The 15,486-nt window shown below is 69.5% G+C and carries 15 protein-coding genes; 5 read left to right on the top strand and 10 right to left on the bottom strand.

Annotated features, from left to right (window positions below):
- The first annotated feature begins 86 nt into the window (after positions 1-86).
- The 3 genes from AC4PMY_RS13975 to AC4PMY_RS13965 all read left to right on the top strand — a co-directional run bounded on the left by AC4PMY_RS13975 (position 87) and on the right by AC4PMY_RS13965 (position 3,251).
- Positions 87-1,505: an NAD(P)/FAD-dependent oxidoreductase gene (locus AC4PMY_RS13975; RefSeq protein ID WP_491623006.1), complete on the top strand. Its 1,419-nt coding sequence runs from the start codon at positions 87-89 to the stop codon at positions 1,503-1,505.
- 57 nt (positions 1,506-1,562) lie between these two features.
- Complete coding sequence (gene lplAB, locus AC4PMY_RS13970) at positions 1,563-2,612, top strand: lipoate-protein ligase LplAB (RefSeq protein ID WP_071260639.1); 1,050 nt, start codon at positions 1,563-1,565, stop codon at positions 2,610-2,612.
- A gap of 93 nt (positions 2,613-2,705) precedes the next feature.
- On the top strand, positions 2,706-3,251 hold the full coding sequence (locus AC4PMY_RS13965) for a HEAT repeat domain-containing protein (protein WP_079706438.1): 546 nt from the start codon (positions 2,706-2,708) through the stop codon (positions 3,249-3,251).
- Positions 3,252-3,323: 72 nt separating this feature from the next.
- Here AC4PMY_RS13965 and AC4PMY_RS13960 read toward each other — a convergent pair whose 3' ends face one another.
- From AC4PMY_RS13960 to AC4PMY_RS13950, 3 genes are read right to left on the bottom strand one after another with little or no spacing between them, the layout of a single operon-like run.
- A complete protein-coding gene (locus AC4PMY_RS13960) occupies positions 3,324-3,824 on the bottom strand; it encodes a hypothetical protein (RefSeq protein WP_491623005.1) in 501 nt (166 codons plus the stop codon).
- Positions 3,825-3,865: 41 nt separating this feature from the next.
- Positions 3,866-4,786 carry a polyphosphate kinase 2 gene (gene ppk2, locus AC4PMY_RS13955; protein ID WP_121292258.1) on the bottom strand — a complete coding sequence of 307 codons (921 nt, stop codon included), beginning with the start codon at positions 4,784-4,786 and terminating at the stop codon, positions 3,866-3,868.
- A gap of 59 nt (positions 4,787-4,845) precedes the next feature.
- Positions 4,846-5,139, bottom strand: a complete 294-nt coding sequence (locus tag AC4PMY_RS13950; protein ID WP_071260637.1) for a GNAT family N-acetyltransferase — start codon at positions 5,137-5,139, stop codon at positions 4,846-4,848.
- Positions 5,140-5,209: 70 nt separating this feature from the next.
- On the opposite strand from AC4PMY_RS13950, the gene AC4PMY_RS13945 reads away from it, so the two are divergent.
- Positions 5,210-6,076, top strand: coding sequence for a DNA-methyltransferase (locus AC4PMY_RS13945; protein ID WP_064295765.1), 867 nt, complete (start codon positions 5,210-5,212; stop codon positions 6,074-6,076).
- A gap of 78 nt (positions 6,077-6,154) precedes the next feature.
- Here AC4PMY_RS13945 and AC4PMY_RS13940 read toward each other — a convergent pair whose 3' ends face one another.
- The 4 genes from AC4PMY_RS13940 to AC4PMY_RS13925 all read right to left on the bottom strand — a co-directional run bounded on the left by AC4PMY_RS13940 (position 6,155) and on the right by AC4PMY_RS13925 (position 11,987).
- Positions 6,155-7,168, bottom strand: a complete 1,014-nt coding sequence (locus tag AC4PMY_RS13940) for a LacI family DNA-binding transcriptional regulator (protein ID WP_491623004.1) — start codon at positions 7,166-7,168, stop codon at positions 6,155-6,157.
- A 137-nt stretch (positions 7,169-7,305) separates the two neighbouring features.
- Positions 7,306-8,754 (bottom strand): GH1 family beta-glucosidase, encoded by a 1,449-nt coding sequence (locus AC4PMY_RS13935; protein WP_491623003.1) that lies wholly within the window; start codon positions 8,752-8,754, stop codon positions 7,306-7,308.
- A gap of 232 nt (positions 8,755-8,986) precedes the next feature.
- Positions 8,987-10,783, bottom strand: coding sequence for an MDR family MFS transporter (locus AC4PMY_RS13930; RefSeq protein ID WP_071260631.1), 1,797 nt, complete (start codon positions 10,781-10,783; stop codon positions 8,987-8,989).
- Between the two features lie 109 nt (positions 10,784-10,892).
- Positions 10,893-11,987, bottom strand: a complete 1,095-nt coding sequence (locus AC4PMY_RS13925; RefSeq protein WP_491623002.1) for an alpha/beta hydrolase — start codon at positions 11,985-11,987, stop codon at positions 10,893-10,895.
- Positions 11,988-12,068: 81 nt separating this feature from the next.
- Here AC4PMY_RS13925 and AC4PMY_RS13920 point away from each other — a divergent pair, with 81 nt between their 5' ends.
- Positions 12,069-12,926: a M15 family metallopeptidase gene (locus tag AC4PMY_RS13920; RefSeq protein ID WP_491623001.1), complete on the top strand. Its 858-nt coding sequence runs from the start codon at positions 12,069-12,071 to the stop codon at positions 12,924-12,926.
- Positions 12,927-13,063: 137 nt separating this feature from the next.
- On the opposite strand, the gene pgm is transcribed toward AC4PMY_RS13920, so the two are convergent.
- Genes pgm through AC4PMY_RS13905 form a run of 3 tightly spaced genes read right to left on the bottom strand, consistent with a single transcriptional unit; the run spans position 13,064 to position 15,397 of the window.
- Positions 13,064-14,683, bottom strand: coding sequence for a phosphoglucomutase (alpha-D-glucose-1,6-bisphosphate-dependent) (gene pgm / locus AC4PMY_RS13915; RefSeq protein WP_064296891.1), 1,620 nt, complete (start codon positions 14,681-14,683; stop codon positions 13,064-13,066).
- A gap of 28 nt (positions 14,684-14,711) precedes the next feature.
- Positions 14,712-15,152, bottom strand: coding sequence for a type II toxin-antitoxin system VapC family toxin (locus tag AC4PMY_RS13910; protein ID WP_231884428.1), 441 nt, complete (start codon positions 15,150-15,152; stop codon positions 14,712-14,714).
- A gap of 2 nt (positions 15,153-15,154) precedes the next feature.
- The gene (locus AC4PMY_RS13905; RefSeq protein ID WP_491623000.1) at positions 15,155-15,397 is read right to left on the bottom strand and encodes a ribbon-helix-helix protein, CopG family; all 243 of its coding nucleotides are present in this window, start codon (positions 15,395-15,397) and stop codon (positions 15,155-15,157) included.
- Positions 15,398-15,486 lie beyond the last annotated feature (89 nt).

Here is a 15,486-nt window from a genome sequence, read left to right as displayed (position 1 = left end):
GCGGTCGCCGGGTATCCGAACCGGTGACAAGCTCAGGGGCCGCGGGGTACAGTCGCGACACCCACACTCGACGCAGAGGAGACCCGGTGACCTCGGACGGACCCACCTACAGCCACCGCAGACGGAACTCGGCCGAGCGCATCGCGCGGTCGCTCGCGGGAGCGAGTACGGTCCCGTACTGGCTCGACAGCCCCGACCGGCCGACGCCGGAGCCCCGACTCGTCGGCCAGGTCACGGCGGATCTGCTGGTCGTCGGCGGCGGCTACTCCGGACTCTGGACCGCGCTCATCGCCAAGGAGACCGACCCCTCGCGTGACGTCGTGCTCATCGAGGGCAAGGAGGTCGGCTGGGCGGCGAGTGGCCGGAACGGCGGCTTCTTCGAGGAGAGCCTCACCCACGGCGTCGACAACGGCGAGCGTCACTTCGCCGACGAACTGCCGGAGCTCGATCGCCTGGCGGACGAGAACTTCGACGAGTTCGTCGCCACGCTCGACCGCCTCGGGATCGACGCCGAGTTCGAGCACACCGGTGTGCTCACGGTCGCGACCGAGCCGCATCAGGTCGACGCGCTGCGCGAGGTGTCGGGCGACGGTGTCTTCCTCGATCGCGAGGCCGTCCAGGCGCTCGTGCACTCACCCGTCTACCTGGCTGGTCAGCGCGAGTGGAAGAGCACCGCGCTCGTCCACCCGGCGAAGCTCGCCTGGGGCTTGAAGCGCGCCTGCATCGAGCTCGGTGTGCGGGTCTTCGAGCACACCCCGGCGACCCGGCTGCGGCGCTCGGGTGACGGCGTCGCGGTGACCACGAAGCAGGGCGGGGTGCAGGCCCGGCAGGTCGCGCTCGCCACCAACGGCTTCCCGTCGCTCCTCAAACGCACGGAGCTCCTGACGATCCCCGTGTACGACTACGTGCTCATGACCGAGCCGCTCTCCCCGGACCAGCTCGAGAGCATCGGGTGGACCGACCGTTTCGGTATCGCCGACTCGAGTCGCGAGTTCCACTACTCCCGCCGGTCCGCCGACGACCGCATCCTCTACGGCGGCTTCGACGCGGTCTACCACCGGGGTGGCAGGATCCGGCCGGAGCACGATCAGCGCCGCGAGACGTTCGAGACCCTGGCCGACCACTTCTTCACGACCTACCCGCAACTCGACGTCCGGTTCACCCATGCGTGGGGCGGCATGATCGACATGTGTTCGCGGCTCTCGGCGTTCCAGGGCACGGCACTCGGCGGACGCGTCGCCTACAGCGCCGGGTTCACCGGGCTCGGGGTCGGCGCGACGCGCTTCGGTGCGAAGGTCATGCTCGATCTGCTGAGTGGCGAATCGACCGAGCTGACCCGCCTGAAGATGGTCCGGTCCAAGCCGATCCCCATCCCGCCGGAGCCCATCGCGAACCCCGCGATCCAGACCGTCCGCCGCGCGGTCGCCCGTTCCGACGCGAACGAGGGCCGCGACGGCCTGCTCCTGAAGGTCATGGACCGCTTCGGCATCGGCTTCGACTCCTGACCCGGTTCGACGCCCCTTCCGGGGAATCCGGACGCCGTCCAGGAATAGGCTGGGTGCATGCATGGTGAGTACAAGGTCCCGGGTGGCAAGCTCGTCGTCGTCGATCTCGAGGTGGTCGACGACCGCATCGCGGACTTCCGCCTCGCCGGCGACTTCTTCCTCGAACCCGACGACGCACTCGCGCTGATCGACCGCGCCGTCACGGGGCTCCCCGCCACCACCGACGCCGCCGGCCTCGCCGCAGCCATCCGCGGCGCCCTGCCCGAGGACGCCGTGCTCCTCGGCTTCACGCCCGAAGCCGTCGCGACGGCGATCCGCCGCTCGCTCGCGAAGGCGACGGGCTGGGGCGACTACGACTGGCAGCTCATCCACGAGGGCTCGGTGTCACCCCAGCTCCACCTCGCGCTCGACGAGGTCCTGACGAACGAGGTCGGCGAGGGCCGCCGCGGTCCGACGCTCCGCATCTGGGAGTGGGACCAGTCGGCGGTCGTCATCGGCAGCTTCCAGTCGCTCAAGAACGAGGTCGACCTCGACAACGCGAAGGCGAACGGCTTCGAGGTCGTCCGCCGCGTCTCCGGCGGTGGCGCGATGATGATGCAGCGCGGTGGCATCATCACCTACTCGCTCTACGTCCCGGCCGAGCTCGTGAACGGCATGACCTTCGCCGACTCCTACGCCTACCTCGACGACTGGGTGCTCGTCGCCCTCCGCTCGCTCGGCATCGAGGCGACGTACCAGCCGCTCAACGACATCACGAGCCCGTCGGGCAAGATCGGCGGTGCCGCGCAGAAGCGGCTCGGGAACGGTGCCGTCCTGCACCACGTCACGATGAGCTACGACATGGACGGGGAGCTCATGACCCGGGTGCTCCGCATCGGGCGTGAGAAGCTCAGCGACAAGGGCACGACTTCTGCGGCGAAGCGCGTCGACCCGCTCCGCAGCCAGACCGGGCTCTCGCGGGCCGAGATCATCGACCGCATGAAGGACACCTTCGTCGAGATCACCGGCGCGACCCCCGGCCACGTCACCGATGCCGAGCGCTCCGCCGCCGAGCAGCTCGTCACCGACAAGTTCGCCACCGACGCCTGGCTCACCCGCGTCCCATAACCCTCCCCGCAGCCCGCGAACTGTCACCAGTGGCGGGTGTGGGCCTGCATCACCCACCGTTGGTGACAGCTCGCGGGCTAGGGTGGGGGGACGATGACAGCGCAGAACGAGACACCCGACCCGTCGACCCCCGCCACGCAGGCGTCCCTCGAGCAACGGCTCGCCGACGCGGTGGCCGCCGAGAGCGAGACCCGGGTCGTCGAACGCTGCGTCTCCCTGCTCGCCGGTCGCTACGAGGGCGAGGACTTCCTCCGCGTCGTCGGCGGACACCACGCCGAGGGCATCCTCGGTGGAGCGCCCGCGCTGTACTGGCCCGAGCTCTGGGGCACCCGCGCCCTGCTGCACGTGTGGGACGACTCGGCCACCGCGCCCGTCGTCGGAGCACTCGGCAACCAGGCCTGGCGCGTCCGCGAGATGGCCGCGCGCGTCTGCGCCGAGCGTCGGATCGGCGACGTCGCCGCGATCGCACCACTGCTGAGCGACGACCACGCCCGCGTGCGCGCAGCCGGAGCCCGGGCGCTCGCCGTCGTCGGTGGAGAGGACGCCAAGCCGCTCCTCGAAGCGCTCCTCCGCGACCCCGACCGCGAGGTCCGTCGCGCCGCGCAGCAGTCCGCGAAAGCGCTCGCCGCCCGCCGCTGAGCTCGCGAGGGGGCCCGAACGGTCGATCCCGGACGCTCGGTACCAGCCATTCGGGACCCGTCGCGGGCCGGACTAGTGGGTGCCGGCCTCGAGCAGGATGATGACGATCCCGAACAGGGCCGTCGCGACACCGCCGAGGAGACACCACCACCAGCGTGACCCGCGCACCACGAACGCCGCGCAGCCGAGCACGAAGAGCATCAGTGTGGACACCTGCAACGCCAGGATCACGGCATGCTCATGGCTGAGCACACCGGCGATGCCGAACACGAGCGGGATCGTCGGGAGCACGGCGGACAGGAGCATGCCGGACGACTCCTGGAACCCGTGCCTGATTGACGCGCCGAGCGTCACCAGCGCCTCGTGCCGGTCGTCGCCGTGGTGCGCGAGGGCGGCCGAGTAGACGTGCGCGAGCCAGAACACGATGAGGGTCAGCGCACTCGTGATGAGCACCTGGTCGACGTCGTCCTCCTCGTACACGCTCGACGCGCCGACGAGGCCGGCGTAGACGACGGTGCCGTAGATCGCGCTCGACGAGGTGAGGCGTCGCAACGGTGACGGTTTCGGCTGCATGATCCAGAGGATAGCGGGCGCTGCAGCCCTGCGTCCCCGGTTCAGTCGCCGACGTTGCGCTCGCCGCGCTCGTAGACCGAGGCGGCGGGCCCGACGATGTTGGTGTCGGGCGTGCCGACGACCTCGTGGTCCTTGTTGTCGTAGTCGAAGCGGTGCAGCACATGCCGCATCGCCTCGACCCTGGCGCGCTTCTTGTCGTTGCTCTTGACGATCGTCCACGGGGCGTCGGCGGTGTCCGTCGCCTCGAGCATCGCCTCCTTCGCGCGGGTGTAATCGCCCCACTTGTCGAGTGACGCGAGGTCCATCGGGGAGAGCTTCCATTGCCGCACCGGGTCGACCTGCCGGATCGCGAAGCGCGTCCGCTGCTCGTCGGCGGAGACGGAGAACCAGAACTTCACGAGGTCGACGCCGTCGCCGACGAGCATCTGCTCGAACAGCGGTGCCTGGCGCATGAACTCGTCGTACTGCGCCGGGGTGCAGAACCCCATCACGCGTTCGACGCCCGCGCGGTTGTACCAGGACCGGTCGAACAGCACGATCTCGCCGGCGGCCGGCAGGTGCTGGACGTAGCGCTGGAAGTACCACTGCGTGGACTCGCGGGCGGTCGGCTTCTCGAGCGCGACGACGCGGGCGCCACGCGGGTTGAGGTGCTCGGTGAAGCGCTTGATCGTGCCGCCCTTGCCGGCGGCGTCGCGTCCCTCGAACACGACGACCAGCCGACGGTCGTTCGCTTTGATCCAGTTCTGCAGCTTGAGCAGCTCGATCTGGAGCAGCCGCTTGTCGCTCTCGTACTGCTCTCGCGACATGCGCTCGGCGTACGGGTAGCCCTCGCGCCAGGTGTCGATGTGGCTGCCGGCGGCGTCCAGCAGGATGGGGTCGTCGTCGTCGACATCGACCACCTGGTAACCGTCGACCTGGTCGAGTGCGGGCGGCGGGGCGTAGTGCGAGACGAGCTGCTGCATGGTCGGGACGCTAGTCCCCGTGCGTAACCGCCAGGTGGCCGGTGGGTGACGCGCCGGTGCTAGCCGGCGGAACGGGTGAGGAGGTCCTGACGCTCGGGGTGCGCGTCGAACCACTCGCCCACGTACCAGCACATCGGGACGATCCGACGGTCGCTGTGCTGCTCGACGTCGTCGACCGCGTAGGCGACGAGTTCGCCCGCGTACCCCTTGCCGCGGAACGGCGGCGTGGTGAAGGTGCGGGGGAACGAGATCGAGTCGCCCGAGATGCGGTAGTCGACGACGCTCACCAGCTGGCCGTCGACGTGCATGGTGTAGCGCTGGGCATCGGTCTCGTTGGCGAACTCCGTGGTCATACGCGGTACAACGCGCGGGGTCGGTCGTTCCTTCCCGGGTGTGCAGGCCGCGGGCTGCCAGAATAGGCACATGTCCCTCGCCGCAGCAGCCGATGAAGTGCCGCTGCGATGGACCCCGGACGGCCCCGACCTCGTCCTCGAGGGCGACAACCTCGACGTCGTGGCCCAATTGCCCGACGAGGCGTTCACGCTCATCTATCTCGACCCGCCGTTCAACACCGGCCGCGTGCAGCGTCGCCACTCCTCGACCTCGGTGCGCACCGCTGAGACGGGGGTGAACCGTTTCGCCGGCTTCAAAGGGCAGGCGTACGAGCGCATCCGCGGCGACCTCAGACGCTTCGACGACGCCTTCGACGACTACTGGGGCTTCCTCGAGCCGCGACTCGTCGAGGCCTGGCGCGTCCTGGCCGCCGACGGCACCCTCTACCTCCACCTCGACTACCGCGAGGCGCACTACGCGAAGGTGCTCCTCGACGCCCTCTTCGGCCGGGAGTGCTTCCTCAACGAGATCATCTGGGCCTACGACTACGGCGCGAAGGCGCAGAGCCGCTGGCCGACGAAGCACGACACGATCCTCGTCTACGTGAAGGACCCGAAGGGGTACCACTTCGACAACGCGACCGTCGACCGCGAGCCCTACATGGCGCCCGGGCTCGTCACCGCGGAGAAGGCGGCGCGCGGCAAGCTCCCCACCGACGTCTGGTGGCACACGATCGTGTCGCCGACCGGCCGCGAGAAGACCGGGTACCCGACGCAGAAGCCGGAAGGGATCCTGCGTCGCATCGTGCAGGCGTCCTCCCGCGAGGGCGACTGGGTGCTCGACTTCTTCGCCGGCAGCGGCACGACGGGGGCGGTCGCGAAGGCGCTCGGTCGTCGTTACGTCCTCGTCGACGAGAACCCGCAGGCGATCGAGATCATCCGCTCCCGCCTCTCCTAGCCCGCGAACGGTCAGTTCGGCACAGTCGCTGCGCCCGGGACTGTCGTCTGGTGACCGTTCGCGGGCTGGTGGGGAGGGTCAGACGGAGGCGCGCGGGACGAGGCGGGTCGGCATCATCGTGACGCGCTCGACCGGTTCGCCGGCGAGGCGACGGACCAGCACCTTCGCCATCTCGGCACCGAGGTCGACGGGCGACTGCGCGATCGTCGTGAGCGGCGGTGCGGCGGTCTCGCCGTAGCGGTCGTCGTCGTAGCCCACGACGGCGATGTCGCCGGGGATCGTCAGGCCGGCTTCGCGGATGACGGAGTAGGCGCCGGCGGCCATCTGGTCGTTCGCGGCGAAGAGTCCGTCGATTGGCACGCCGCGCGCGAGGAGACGCCGCATCGCGGCAGCGCCGTCGGCCGGGGAGAAGTCGCCCACCTCGACGAGATCGTGTGGAAGACCCGCGAGCTCGAGCTCCGCACGCCACCCGGCGAGTCGGTCGACCCCACCCGGCATGTCCTGACGACCCGCGATCGTCGCGATCCGCGTCCGGCCGGCCTCGATGAGGTGACGGGCCGCGGTCCTCGCGCCCTCGACGTTGTCGACGTCGACGTAGGTGCTGTCGACGATGTCGGCACCCATCGGGCGACCACCGAACACGATCGGGAGCTCCTGGCCGAGCCGCGTGTACGAGTGGTCGCCACTGTGGTGTGACACGACGAGCGCGCCGTCGACGTTGCCTCCGAGCAGGTATCGGCGGGTCTTCTCGGAGTTCGCCTCACTCGCGATGAGGAGGTTGAGTGTGTAGTCGGTCTCCGCCAGCTCGAGGGCCACTCCCTGCACGACCGCCGCGAAGAAGGGGTCCGAGAACACCCGGGCGGTCGACTCCGGGACGACGAGCGCGATGACCTGGGTCCGGCGGGAGGCCAGGGACCGGGCGGCGCGGTTCGGGACGTAGTCGAGCGCGGCGATCGCCTCGTTCACGACCGCGACGACCTCGGCCGTGACCTTCGGCGAGCCGTTGACGACGCGCGACACGGTCGCGCGGGAGACGCCTGCGCGTGCCGCCACCATCTCGAGTGTCGGGGCCCCTTGACCGGACTGCATCATCGTCCCCTTCCGAGCGGGTGAGCGTGCCGAGTGCAGTGTATCGCCGGGCGTCTGGACGTCCGTGGCCGGTGTCGCTCCTCTGGAGGTGACCGGCGTGTCGCGGCCCCTCGATCGCGACACGCCGGAGTGTTCCTGCGTCAGGGAAGCTCCGCCACGGCGGGCACCACACGCGAGGCGGCGATGCGGCGTGCGTACGCCAGTCCGCTGTCCTTGATCGTGCGCTCCTGCGTGTCGTAGTCGACCCGCACGATGCCGAACCGCTTGTCGTAGCCGTAGGCCCACTCGAAGTTGTCGAGCAGTGACCAGACGAAGTAGCCGCGCACGTCGGCGCCGTCGGCGATCGCGAGTTCCACCTGGTCGATGTGGTCCTGGATGAAGGCGTCGCGGTCGACGTCGTGGATGCGGCCGTCCTCCGCGACGACGTCGTCGTAGGCCGCACCGTTCTCGGTCACGTACAGCGGCGGCAGCGTCGGGTACTCGCGGCCGAGCCGGACGAGCAGGGTGCGGAGGCCGGCGGGGTGCACCTCCCAGTCCATCGCGGTGCGGGGGAGTCCGCGGCTCGGGAAGGAGATGTCGGGCGAGGCGAGCCACGGCGAACCTGCCTCGCGCTCGGTCGCGCCGGAGTGGCCGCCGTCGGCGCCGGAGTCGTCGGGGTGACCCGACACGAGGTCGTCGTGGTAGTGGTTGACGCCGAGGAAGTCGATCGGGGCGGAGATGGTCTCGAGGTCACCGTCGTGGATGAGTGTGTCGAGGCCGAGGCCCTCGAGGTCTTGGGCGACGTCGGCCGGGTACTCGCCGAGGACGATCGGTTCGAGGAAGATGCGGTTCATGATGCCGTCGACGCGGCGGGCGGCGTCGACGTCGGCCGGGTCGGTGGGGTCCGCCGGGATCGCGTTGGTGAGGTTGAGGGTGATGCCGATCTGCTCGGCACCGAGCTCGCGGAGGCGGGTGGTCGCCAGCCCGTGGGCGAGGTGCTGGTGGTGGATGGCGGCGAGCGCGGCGGCCTCGTCAAGGCGACCCGGTGCGTGCACGCCGACCGCATAGCCGAGGAGTGAGGAGCAGAACGGTTCGTTGAAGGTCGTCCAGTGCCGGACGCGGTCGCCGAGCGCGTCGTAGGTCGCCTCGGCGTAGTCGACGAAGCGCAGGGCGGTGTCGCGGTTCGTCCAGCCGCCCTGCTCCTCGAGCGCCTGCGGAAGGTCCCAGTGGTACAGGGTGAGCCAGGGGAGGATGCCGGCGTCGAGGAGCTGGTCGACCAGGCGACTGTAGAAGTCGAGGCCGGCTGGGTTGACGTCGCGGTCGCCCGGCTTGATGCGCGCCCAGCTCGTGGAGAAGCGGTAGGCGTCGAGGCCCAGCTCGGACATGATCGCGATGTCGCCGGCGGTGCGGTGGTAGTGGTCGACGGCGACCTCGAGGTCGTCACCGTTGGCGATCGCTCCGGGCACCCGGGCGAAGGCGTCCCAGATGGAGTCCTCCTTGCCGTCCTCGTGTGCCGCCCCCTCGACCTGGGCGGCCGCGGTGGCGGAACCCCAGAGGAACGGCGGCAGGATCAGGGCCGGGCGGGTGGTGGGCTGGGGGGCGTGCGTCATCGAAGCTCCTCGTGGCTGGGTGCACGCCCATGCTATCGCTTGCTGAGAGCGCTCTCATGCTGGTGTCGGCTGTGGGTGGGGTGTGGCGCCAGCGCGGTGCGCTGACGCGAGCGCGGGTCTACGGAGTGAGCGCGCCCCTCCAGAGGGGCGCGCTCACGTGCTGGGGCCGCGGTGACGCCGATTCGACAGCGCTCACGTCAGCGCGGTGCGCTGGCAAACCGACGAACGACGGTCAGCGACGGGTGGAGGGATCGACGACGCGGTTGCTCGCGGTGTCGGGTGACAGCTGCGACCCCGCCAGCTCGGCGGCACGCTGGGCGGCGAGCGACAACTCGTCCTCGGCGTCCTCCGCAGCCTGGGCGTCGGTTCGCTCCTGCAGCGCCGACTTCGCCCGCAGCGGCGGCGCCTTGAGGAACCAGCTCAGCACGAATGCGACGGCGACCACAGCGAAGCTCACCCAGAACACGGTCACGGTCGCATCCGCGAACCCCGTGAGGAACGGCGCGGCCAGGTCGTGGTTCGCACCGACGAGGAACGAGGTGTCGCCGTCGAGCGCGGAACCGGCCGAGCCGCTGTTCTCCTGCGCCCGCTGCAGCACCTTGAGGATGCCCTCGTTCGCCGGGTCCGACAGCACGGCCGGGTCCTGCGCCGCAGCCCGGACCCGTTCGCTGAGCGTCGGGTCGGCGAACGCCGCCGCGATGGTCGTCGGGATCCGCGTGTAGAGCACGGAGAAGATGACGGCCGTGCCCAACGTTCCACCGATCTGGCGGAAGAAGGTCGACGAGCTCGTCGCCACCCCGATGTCGCGTGCCTCGACGGCGTTCTGGCTCGCGATCGTCAGCGTCTGCATCAGCTGGCCGAGTCCGAGGCCGACGAGCAGCATGCCGCCCATCATCCACCAGACGGGCTTGTCGGCCGTCGCGAAGCTGAAGTAGAAGAAACCGCTCAGGAGCAGGAAGGTACCGACGATCGGGAACGCCTTGTACTTGCCGGTCCGGGCGATGATCTGGCCGCTCGCGATCGACGAGATCATGAGGCCGAGGATCATCGGCAGCATCAGCAGACCGGACTCGGTCGGCGTCGCGCCCTCGACGAGCTGCAGGAACAGCGGCACGGTCATCATCGCGCCGAACATGCCGAACCCGACGAGCACGCCGAGGATGGTGGCGACCCGGAAGGTGGAGTTCTTGAAGAGCTTCAACGGGATGAGTGCGTCGTCGCCCATCGCCCGTTCGACGAGGATGAACCCGACGATGCCGGCGACCCCGATGGCGTAGCAGGCGATGGACCCTGCCGAGGCCCAGCCCCAGATGCGGCCCTGCTCGGCGACGAGCAGCAGGGGCACGACGGCGAGGACGACCGTTGCGGCACCCCACCAGTCGATGCGGACGCTGTGGCGGGTGTGCGGGATGTGCAGGAAGCGGAGGACGATCGCGAGCGCGATGACGCCGATCGGCAGGTTGATGAGGAACACCCAGCGCCAACCGGTGATGAACAGCAGCTCGGGGGCACCGGCGAACAGGCCGCCGATGAGCGGGCCGATGACGCTCGAGACGCCGAAGACCGCGAGGAAGTACCCCTGGTACTTGGCGCGCTCGCGCGGGGCGAGCATGTCACCCATGATCGTCAGCGGCAGGGCCATGAGGCCGCCGGCGCCGAGGCCCTGGATGGCACGGAAGATCGCCAGCTCGTACATCGAACCGGACATGCCGGCGAGCAGCGAGCCGATGAGGAAGATCGAGATCGCGATGATGAACAGCGGGCGACGGCCGAAGATGTCGGACAGCTTGCCGTAGATCGGCGTCGAGACGGTCGAGGTGATCAGGTACGCGGTGGTGACCCACGCCTGGAGGGCCATGCCGTCGAGGTCGTCGGCGATCGTGCGCATCGAGGTGCCGACGATGGTCTGGTCGAGTGCGGAGAGGAACATCCCGGCCATGAGGCCGAAGATGATGAAGAGGATCTGCCGGTGGCTGAGGACGGGGGCGGATCCCGACGGCTCGGTCGAGGCGGGGGAACTGGATGACATGCGATCTCGTTCGACTCTGGGTGCGCCGGTCTGCAGGCGCACCGACGTTGGGGATTTTGCGTAGTGTGCAAACTTACACCCGGCGCAAGTTCCGCGGCAACCGCTTCGGTCAGGGCGTGGCGGTCTGCGCTGCGTCGAGGTCCGCGTCGAGCGCCGCGAGGTAGTCCAGGGTGGCCGTGAGTGCCACATGGGCGTCGTCGAGGTCGAGGTGGAACTGGTACTCGTGGGGGAGCGCCGGCTCGTGGTCCGCGGCCCAGAAGAGCTTCGTGACGTCGACGCCGGCGTCCTCGAGGGCACTGCTCATCGGGACCGACTGCAGCCAGGTGAGGGCGTCGCCGTTCCCACCGGTGATGAAGGTCGGCGGGAAGTCGGCGGTGACGAAGTCGATCGTCGACATGAGCGCGCCGGTCGACGTCTCCGACCAGTCCTTCGTACCGGCGTAGGCCCAGAGGGCGGTCTGGAGGCCCCAGGCGCCGATGCCGTCGAGCTCGGCCATCGCCGGCAGGTCGTAGACCCCGCAGTTGAGGATCGTCCCAACGAGCTGGTCCGCAGCGATGCCAGGGGTCATGCCCGACAGCGTCGCGTAGTCGGGGTTGGTCGTGAGGACGGCGAGCTGGCTGGCGAGCTGCGATCCCGCTGAGTCGCCCGCGAGCACCAGGCGGTCCGGGTTCCCGTTCCACTCGGCGGCGTGCTCCGAGATGTACGCGAGGGCGTCGTTGAGCTGGTTCACGGCCGTCGGATAGACGGCCTCGGGAGCGATCGTGTAGTTGACCGCGATCGTCGTGTACCCCTCAGCCGCGAGGATGCGGAGGTAGGGCTCGACGTTCCCCTTCTCGCCGGAGATCCAGGCGCCGCCGTGGATCCAGACGATCGTGGTGAGCGGTTCGGTGCCGTCCGCTGGGGTGAAGACGTCGAGGGTGGTGTCCACCTGTGGTCGGCCGCCGCTCGGTGCCGCGTACGCGATGTCGCGGAACTCCGTGAGCTTCGTGTCGGGGACGTACGGTTCCATCTCGGCGACCGTCGCAGCACCGCCGCGTTCGAACACCGAGCGGATGAGGAGCGCGGACGGCCACGGGGTGATGGCCGCGACGACCGCGACGACGAGGCCGAGACCGATCATGACGGCGGCCGCGGTCAGGAGTCGACGGAACCGCGGGCGCTTCCGGTGCGTCGGCGCGTGGTGTGCTGGCGTCCCTGCGGTCATGGTCGGGCCCCTCGTCCGGTGTGCAAGCCTGTCGACAGTGTGGCAGAGGCGCATGCGCCGTGTCGCGGTTAGGCTCGACGTGTGACCGCAGCCCACCAGCCCTCCCACCGACGCCCGGTTTCGCGGCGCGTCCGACGCAACCGCGTGATCGCGTTGAGCGTCCTGGCCGCCGCGCTCGCGATCCTGCTGGTGGTGCTCGTCGTGAACATCGCCGGCGGCGCCACGCCCACCCCGGCCGCCGCCACGAAGACACCGAGTGCGACCCCGTCCGTCACCCCGACGCCGACCCCCACGCCCACGCCGACGCCGACGGAGACGGTTCCGGTCGCGCCGCCTGCCCCGCCGGCGTTCGACAAGGCCGCCTACTCGATCGACGACCCGCTGAGCCCGTGGGTGGTCGTCAACAAGACCCGGCCGCTGAACCCGGTCGACTACACGCCACCGGACCTGGTGTCCGTCCCCGTCGCCCACACCTGGGACCCGCTGTTGCGAGCCGAGGCCGCCGCCGCGATCGTGCAGCTGTTCGACACCGCCTCAGCCGAGGCCGGCCTGTCGCTCGCTTCGAACAGCGCGTATCGCAGCTACTCGAGCCAGGTGTCGGTGTACGACAGCGAACCCGACGACTCGACGACCGCGCGCCCCGGCTACAGCGAGCACCAGACCGGCTGGACGATGGACATCGGTGCCGAGAGCGGCAACTGCTCGCTCAACACCTGCTTCGGCGACACGGCGGAGGGGCAGTGGCTCGCCGCGAACGCCTACCGCTTCGGGTTCATCCTGCGGTACCCGGCCGACAAGGTCGACGTCACCGGCTTCTCGTTCGAGCCGTGGCACTACCGCTACATCGGCGTGCCGCTCGCGACCGAGATGCACAACACGGGCGTGACGACGCTCGAAGAGTTCTTCGGGCTCCCGGCGGCTCCCGGATACCTGAACTAACCCTCCGACAGGCTCAGGGACCGGGTAGCGGCTCAGGGACCGGGCGTCCGCTCAGGGACCGGGGTAGCGTCAGGGAAGACCGGTCACTGAGCCTGTCGAAGTGCGCCCTTCGACAGGCTCAGGAACCAGGAGATGAGCTAGGCGCCGAGGGCGGCGTCGACGATCTGCTTCGCCTCCGCCTGGACGAGCTTGAGGTGCTCCGCGCCCTTGAACGACTCGGCGTAGATCTTGTAGACGTCCTCGGTGCCGGACGGACGCGCGGCGAACCACGCGTGCTCGGTCACGACCTTGACGCCGCCGATGGCCGCGTCGTTGCCCGGCGCGTGGCTGAGCTTCGCGACGATCGGGTCGCCGGCGAGCTCGGTCGCCGTGATGGCGTCGCCGTCGAGCTTGCCGAGCCGTGCCTTCTGTTCCTTCGAGGCTGCGGCGTCGACACGCTCGTACACGGGGTCGCCGAAGCGCTCGGTCAGTTCGCGGTAGAGCACCGACGGGGTCTTGCCCGTCACGGCGAGGATCTCCGCGGCGAGCAGGCAGAGGAGGATGCCGTCCTTGTCGGTGGTCCACACCGAGCCGTCGAAGCGGAGGAAGCTCGCGCCGGCGCTCTCCTCGCCACCGAAGCCGACCGAACCGTCGACGAGACCGGGGACGAACCATTTGAAGCCGACCGGGACCTCCCAGAGGCGGCGTCCGAGGGACTCGGCCACGCGGTCGACGACCGACGACGACACGAGGGTCTTGCCCACGGCGGCGTCGTCGCGCCAGCCCGGCCGGTTCGCGTAGAGGTAGTCGATCGCGACGGCGAGGTAGTGGTTGGGGTTCATGAGCCCGGCGTCGGGCGTGACGATGCCGTGGCGGTCGGCGTCGGCGTCGTTGCCGGTGAGGAGGTCGAACTCGTCGCGTCGTGCGACGAGCGCCGCCATGGCGGAGGGCGACGACGGGTCCATGCGGATCTTGCCGTCCCAGTCGAGCGTCATGAACGCCCAGGCCGGGTCGACGTGCGGGTTCACGACGGTGAGGTCGATCTCGTAACGGTCGGCGATCGCCTGCCAGTAGTGGACGCTCGCACCGCCGAGGGGGTCGGCGCCGATGCGGATCCCGCTGCGCTTGATGGCGTCGAGGTTGATGATGTGCTTCAGATCGTCGACGTAGTTGCCGCGGAAGTCGTACGTCTCGACGGCGGACGGTTCCGCCATCTTGACGTCGTGCAGCCCACCGGCGATGAGCTCGTTGGCGCGGTTCGCGATCCAGGAGGTCGCGTCGGAGTCGGCAGGTCCGCCGTGCGGGGGGTTGTACTTGAAGCCGCCGTCGGCCGGCGGGTTGTGGCTGGGCGTGACGACGATGCCGTCCGCCTGGTCGCCGTTGCCTTCGGCGTTGTACTTGAGGATCGCGTGGCTGAGCGCGGGGGTCGGCACGAAGTCGTCGAACTCGTCCACCAGGACGCGCACACCGTTGGCGACCAGGACCTCGAGCGCCGTCGTCTGCGCCGGCCCACTGAGCGCGTGGGTGTCGGATCCGATGAAGAGCGGCCCGGTGATCCCCTGGCTCGTGCGGTACTCGACGATCGCCTGCGTGGTCGCGGCGATGTGGTCCTGGTTGAACGCGGTGTTCAGCGAGGAGCCGCGGTGGCCGGAGGTGCCGAACACCACCCGCTGCTCGGGGATCGAGACGTCCGGCTTCAGCGTGTAGTAGGCGTCGATGAGCGACGGGACGTCGATCAGATCTGCTTCGGTGGCGGGGGTACCTGCGCGATCGTTCATCGTACCAGTCTGGCAGGAACGACCGATGTCAGGAAGGCGCTTGACCCGTGGCGAGTGGCGATTCCCACCGGAGGTCCGGGAAGCGCGCGAAGTCGCGATCGAGCGTCACGAAGGTGGCCCGGTGTTCGATCGCGAGTGCGGCGTGGGCCGCGCCCGAGACGAGGTTGCCTCGGGCCTCGACCGCTGCACAGAGCGAGGTGAAGACCGTCCAGAACGACGGGCCAGGGCGGACCACCTGGACCCCGGGCTCGTCGCGGAGTCGCTGCATCTGGTCCAGCGCGACGGAGATCGGAGTGGGATCGACGAAGATCCGACGCTGGGTCACGATCCGGATGTACCCCGCGAGCACGGCTTCGCTGACGCCCAGGGGCTCTCTCGATCGGACGGCATCTTCCAACCAGGTTGCGAGCGTGCGGTGGTGTTGTGAGTCGGGTCGGAACGCGCCGATGAGGACGTTGGTGTCGACCACCTTCACTCGAAACCGTCCATGACGTCCTCGAGTTGCGCGTTGTTCGTGAGGTCGATTCCTGGGCGGGGTCCTCCCCGGCCGTACGGCACGACCTTGTACGGCTCCCGCTCGGGCGGTGCGGCCGCCGCGGCCAGCTTCGCTCGCAGGGCCTCTTCGATGTAGGCGGTCACGGTCTTCCCCTCCTGCGAGGCGTGCTCGCGGACGGCCTCGTAGAACTCGTCGGCGAGTCGGATGGTCGTTCGCATGACCCGAGCCTACGAAGGCGTATGTCGGTATGTCAACGACGCTACCTTCTCCCATCGGTGCAGGGGTGAGCCGACACGGATCTGTGGAG

This window comes from Plantibacter sp. MDV22-iso1 (assembly GCF_058408345.1).
Note: the sequence above shows the minus strand (reverse complement) of the source record. Positions and strands in the feature narration are given on the sequence as shown.